Origin of the sequence: Azospirillum formosense, assembly GCF_013340925.1 — a bacterium.
GTDB lineage: Bacteria > Pseudomonadota > Alphaproteobacteria > Azospirillales > Azospirillaceae > Azospirillum > Azospirillum formosense.
In genome coordinates this window covers 1-4,705 of record NZ_WHOR01000358.1, presented here as the reverse complement: position 1 = coordinate 4,705, position 4,705 = coordinate 1, and the positions used below count along the sequence as shown (strand labels likewise).

Sequence of the window (4,705 nt, the reverse complement as noted above, 5' to 3'; positions counted from 1 at the left end):
GCCCCGCCCGCCGCGGACGGGGCGCTGCCGTCGAAGGTCTACGGCACGCAGAATGCGGCCTCGCGCATCCAGCTCCGCGCCACGCAGGACAGCTGGATTCAGGTGCGCGACAACAGCGGCGAGATCATCTTCACCCGCGTGCTGAAGCCGGGCGACGTCTACCGCGTGCCTGACCGTTCCGGCATCCGCGTGCGCACCGGCAACGCCGGCGGGCTCATCGTCGTCACCGACGGGGTGGACGGCGCGCCGATGGGCGCGGTCGGGCAGGTGCTGCGCGACGTGTCGCTGGACCAGCACGCCCCGACCCTGCGCGGCGCGGCCCCCGCCCATTGAGCACCGGCCGCCAAAGACAAGCCAGCCACGGCTTTTTCCCTTGAATCCGGCGCGGCGGACCGCACTTCAGGCGTGACGCCGGCTGCGCTATAACACGCGCCGGACCCGATCCATGCCCCGAGGCCACAGCCCATGAGCAGCGTGCGCGCCTACCGCCAGATCCTTCGCCGCAAGTCCCGCCAGATCCGGGTGGGCAACGTGCTCGTCGGCGGCGACGCGCCGATCTCGGTGCAGACGATGACCAACACGCCGACCGCCGACGTCGCCGCGACGGTGGCGCAGATCCAGGCGGCGGAGCGGGTGGGCGCCGACATCGTGCGCGTCTCCTGCCCCGACCAGGAATCGGCGCTGGCGCTGAAGCAGATCGTGCCGCAGGTCTCGGTGCCGATCGTCGCGGACATCCATTTCCACTACAAGCGGGCCATCGAGGCGGCGCAGAGCGGGGCGGCCTGCCTGCGCATCAACCCCGGCAACATCGGCTCGGCGGAGCGGGTGCGCGAGGTGGTGAAGGCGGCCAAGGACTACGGCTGCTCCATGCGCATCGGCGTCAACGCCGGCTCCCTGGAGCAGGACCTGCTGGAGAAGTACGGCGAGCCCTGCCCGGAGGCGCTGGTCGAGAGCGCCCTGAACCACGCCAGGATCCTGGAGGACCATGATTTCACCGAGTTCAAGATCTCGGTGAAGGCGTCCGACGTGTTCCTGGCCGTCGCCGCCTATCAGGGGCTGGCCGAGGCCTGCGACTACCCGCTGCACATCGGCATCACCGAGGCCGGCGGCCTGCGCGCCGGGACGGTGAAGTCGTCCATCGGGCTGGGCATGCTGCTGTGGTCGGGCATCGGCGACACCATCCGCGTGTCCCTGTCCGCCGAGCCGGCGGAGGAGGTTCAGGTCGGCTACGAGATGCTGAAGTCGCTGGGCCTGCGGCGGCGCGGCGTCACGGTCATCTCCTGCCCGAGTTGCGCGCGGCAGAACTTCAACGTCATCAAGACGGTGGAGACGCTGGAGGCGCGGCTGGCCCATATCACCACGCCGCTGACCCTGTCGGTCATCGGCTGCGTGGTCAACGGCCCCGGCGAGGCGCGCGAGACCGACATCGGCCTGACCGGCGGCGGCAACAACACCCATCAGGTCTATCTGTCCGGCGTCACCGACCACCGGCTTAAGGACCAGAACATCGTCGACCACCTCGTCGGGCTGGTCGAGAAGAAGGCCGCCGAGATCGAGGCGGCCAAGGCCGCCGAAAAGGCGGCGGAGAAAGCGGCGGAAAACGCCGCCGAGTGACGGAACCGGCGCGGGCGGACAATTTGAACTAGGGACGCTCCGTGCCATCCGTGCTTAAATCCGCGGCAACCGTACCATCCTTGTCGGCCGTGCCGCGGCCTGGGCCAGAGTCAGAGTGACCGCTTCCTACTTCGTCATCGGCGCCAGCCACCGGTCCTGCTCCGGCGCGATCCGCGACCGTCTGACGACGGAGGAGGCGGAGGTGCCGGCGATGCTGGAGCGGCTGAGCGCCGCCGGCATCACCCAGGCGATGTGGCTCAGCACCTGCGACCGGGTCGAGGTCCAGGCGGTGCACGAGCGCCCGAACGAGGCCGCTCTGACCATCGCCGGGATCATGGCGGAGCGGGTGGGGCTGGGCGAGGCCGACCTCGCCGGGCAGCTCTACACCCTGACCGGCGCGGCGGCGGTGCGCCACGTCTTCGCCGTCGCCTGCTCGCTCGACAGCCAGATCATTGGTGAGCCGCATATCCTGGGGCAGGTCAAGGCCGCCCACCGCCACGCCGCCGCCGCCGGCCTGTCCGGGCCGGAGCTGGAAGGGCTTCTCCAGGCCGCCTACGGCGCCGCCAAGCGGGTGCGCCGCGAGACGCCGATCGCCGAGGGCGCCACCTCGCTGGTCGCCGCGGCGGTCCAGGTGGCGCGCGACCTGCACGGCGACCTGAGGCGCTGCACCGGCCTGCTGATGGGGCTGGGCGACATGGGCGCCCTGGTGCTGGAGGGGCTGCGCGAGGCGGGACTCGGCCGTCTGATCGTCGCCGCCCCGGTGGACCGCCGGGCCGAAGCGGCGGCGCGGCGGATGGACAGCCACTTCGCGCCCTGGGCCGATCTCGATTCGGCGCTGACCAGCGCGGATATCGTGGTGACCGCGGCGGGCCTGGGGCGCTATATCCTTTCCGCGCCGCAGTTGGGGGCGGCGTTGAAGCGCCGCCGCCGGCGACCGGTGTTCGTGGTGGACGCGGCGATCCCCGCCGACGTCGATCCGGACGTCGCCGGGCTGGACGAGGCCTTCGTCTACGACCTCGCCGATCTGGAGCGCGTTGCGCTGCAGGGACGGGTGGGGCGCGAGGCGGCGACCCAGGCGGCCTGGACCATCGTGGACGACGCCCTGGCGGCCTTCGCCCGCCACCGGGCCGAGCGCGCCGCGGTGCCCGCCGTGGCGGCGCTGCGGACGCATTTCGAGACGGAGCGGCGGCGCCTGCTGGACGAGCAGCGGGGGCTGGACGCGGCGTCGGCGACCCGGCTGCTGGTCAACCGGCTGCTGCACGGTCCGTCGGAGGCGCTGCGCGCCATGGCGGCGGACCCGGACGGGGCCGGGATGGCGGAGCGGGCGGCGGCGGAACGGCTGCTGTTCCGGCTGTTCCGGCTGGCCGAGGACGAGCCTGCCGGCACCGGATTAAGCGCCGGAGGCGATTTGGATAAGGACGAGCGACGTGAGCCTGGACGAGAAGTTCAATAGGGTCGTGGCCCGCCATGACGAGCTGCGGGACGCGATGGCGGCGGGGACGGTGGACCCGGCGGACTTCGCCCGGCTGTCGAAGGAATACGCCGACCTGACCCCGGTGGCCGAGGCCATCGCGGAGTTGAAGAAGGCGAAGGCGGAAGCCGCCGATCTGGCGGGCATGATCGCCGACCCGGCGGGCGACGCCGACATGAAGGCGCTGGCCGAGGAGGAGTTCGCGGACCTCACCCGCCGCATTCCCGCCCTGGAGCGCCGGGTGCAGATTTCCCTGCTGCCCAAGGACGAGGCGGACGAGAAGAACGCCATCCTGGAGGTGCGCGCCGGCACCGGCGGCGACGAGGCGGCCCTGTTCGCCGCGGAGCTGTTCGAGATGTACCGCCGCTACGCCGGGCTCCAGGGCTGGCGGTTCGAGACGATGGAGGTCAGCGAGACCGGCATCGGCGGCTACAAGGAGGCCATCGCCAACATCACCGGCCGCAACGTGTTCGCCCGGCTGAAGTTCGAATCGGGCGTCCACCGCGTGCAGCGCGTTCCGGCGACCGAGACCCAGGGGCGCATCCACACCTCCGCCGCCACCGTCGCGGTGCTGCCCGAGGCGGAGGAGGTGGACATCCACATCGACGAGAAGGACCTGCGCATCGACGTGTTCCGCTCCAGCGGTCCCGGCGGCCAGTCGGTGAACACGACGGACAGCGCGGTGCGCATCACCCACCTGCCGACCGGCCTCGTAGTCAGCCAGCAGGACGAGAAGAGCCAGCACAAGAACAAGGCCAAGGCCCTGAAGGTGCTGCGCGCCCGTCTCTACGAGCGGGAGCGCGCCGAGAAGGACAAGGCCCGCGCCGCCGACCGCAAGAGCCAGGTGGGCTCCGGCGACCGCTCGGAGCGCATCCGCACCTACAACTTCCCGCAAGGGCGGGTGACTGACCACCGCATCAACCTGACGCTCTACAAGATCGAGAAGGTGATGGCCGGCGAGGCGCTGGACGAGCTGATCGACGCGCTGACGGCCGAGGACGAGGCGGCGCGGTTGTCGGAGCTGCAATAGGTCGGTCTAATCTCCCTCCCCCGCCAACGGCGGGGGGGGGGCGGGGGGGGGGGCGAGCGCCCCCCCCGGCAAGCGGGCCACCCCCTCCGGGGGGGTCAGGACGGCGGTGGTCCCGAAGCGCAGGCACCGGCAGCCGGGAGGGCGCAGGGGGGGTGGGTGGGTGGCGGTGGGGGCGGATGCGTCCCTCCCCCCCCCCCCCCCCGGGGGGGGGGGGGGGGGGGGGGGGGGGGCCCCCGAGCGCCTCGCCGGTCATGCGGGCCACCCCCTCCGGGTTGTTCAGCACGTCGTTGTTCCAGAAGCGCAGGACCCGCCAGCCGTGATGCCGCAGATGCTCGTCCCGGGCGAAGTCGTAGGCGGAGTCGGCGTGCTGGCTGCCGTCGACTTCGACAACCAGCCGCGCTTCGACGCAGGCGAAATCGGCGATGTAGGGAGGGATCGGGTGCTGACGCCGGAAGTACCATCCACCGATCTGACGCCGCCGCAAAATCGCCCAAAGCTTGCGCTCCGCGTCGGTCGGGACATGGCGCATGGTTCGGGCGCGGTCGCGCGTGTCTTCCTTGATGCGGGGCATGGCGGGCAACCTCTTTCCC

Annotated in this window: 5 protein-coding genes; 4 read left to right on the top strand and 1 reads right to left on the bottom strand. The window is 71.7% G+C overall.

Annotated features, from left to right (window positions below):
- From GBZ26_RS27065 to prfA, 4 genes are all read left to right on the top strand, one after another.
- Positions 1-333 (top strand): DUF4115 domain-containing protein (locus GBZ26_RS27065; RefSeq protein WP_174441474.1); only part of this gene is annotated, 333 nt, incomplete at its 5' end.
- 132 nt (positions 334-465) lie between these two features.
- Positions 466-1,614, top strand: a complete 1,149-nt coding sequence (gene ispG, locus GBZ26_RS27060) for a flavodoxin-dependent (E)-4-hydroxy-3-methylbut-2-enyl-diphosphate synthase (RefSeq protein ID WP_174441473.1) — start codon at positions 466-468, stop codon at positions 1,612-1,614.
- A gap of 115 nt (positions 1,615-1,729) precedes the next feature.
- Positions 1,730-3,067, top strand: coding sequence for a glutamyl-tRNA reductase (gene hemA, locus GBZ26_RS27055; RefSeq protein WP_174441472.1), 1,338 nt, complete (start codon positions 1,730-1,732; stop codon positions 3,065-3,067).
- Positions 3,042-4,115, top strand: coding sequence for a peptide chain release factor 1 (prfA, locus tag GBZ26_RS27050; protein WP_094305560.1), 1,074 nt, complete (start codon positions 3,042-3,044; stop codon positions 4,113-4,115). Before hemA ends, prfA begins: the two co-directional genes overlap by 26 nt.
- On the opposite strand, the gene GBZ26_RS30775 is transcribed toward prfA, so the two are convergent.
- A complete protein-coding gene (locus tag GBZ26_RS30775; RefSeq protein ID WP_282184360.1) occupies positions 4,003-4,644 on the bottom strand; it encodes an endonuclease domain-containing protein in 642 nt (213 codons plus the stop codon). The genes prfA and GBZ26_RS30775 overlap by 113 nt on opposite strands.
- Between the last annotated feature and the right edge of the window lie 61 nt (positions 4,645-4,705).

Bases quoted from the DNA above. Each gene is read 5' to 3' on its own strand.
- GBZ26_RS30775 (WP_282184360.1), bottom strand. From the start codon at position 4,644: ATGCGCCATGTCCCGACCGACGCGGAGCGCAAGCTTTGGGCGATTTTG.
- ispG (WP_174441473.1), top strand. From the start codon at position 466: ATGAGCAGCGTGCGCGCCTACCGCCAGATCCTTCGCCGCAAGTCCCGC.